At 56.9% G+C, this 255-nt stretch carries 1 rRNA gene; it reads left to right on the top strand.

Annotated features, from left to right (window positions below):
• Positions 1 to 255: ribosomal RNA gene (locus SB753_RS39195) — 23S ribosomal RNA — on the top strand; the annotation flags it as partial.

Below are 255 nucleotides of genomic sequence, written 5' to 3'. Positions count from 1 at the left end.
GGTACGTGAGCTGGGTTTAAAACGTCGTGAGACAGTTTGGTCCCTATCTGCAGTGGGCGCTGGATATTTGAAGGGGGCTGCTCCTAGTACGAGAGGACCGGAGTGGACGAGCCTCTGGTGTACCGGTTGTCACGCCAGTGGCATCGCCGGGTAGCTATGTTCGGAAGCGATAACCGCTGAAAGCATCTAAGCGGGAAACTGGCCTTAAGCTGAGATATCCCCGGGGCTTCGAGCCCCTTGAAGGGGCGTTCAAGA

The organism is Paraburkholderia sp. SIMBA_053, from assembly GCF_046534895.1.
Taxonomy (GTDB): Bacteria; Pseudomonadota; Gammaproteobacteria; order Burkholderiales; family Burkholderiaceae; genus Paraburkholderia; species Paraburkholderia caledonica.
This window is presented reverse-complemented; position numbering and strand designations above follow the sequence as displayed.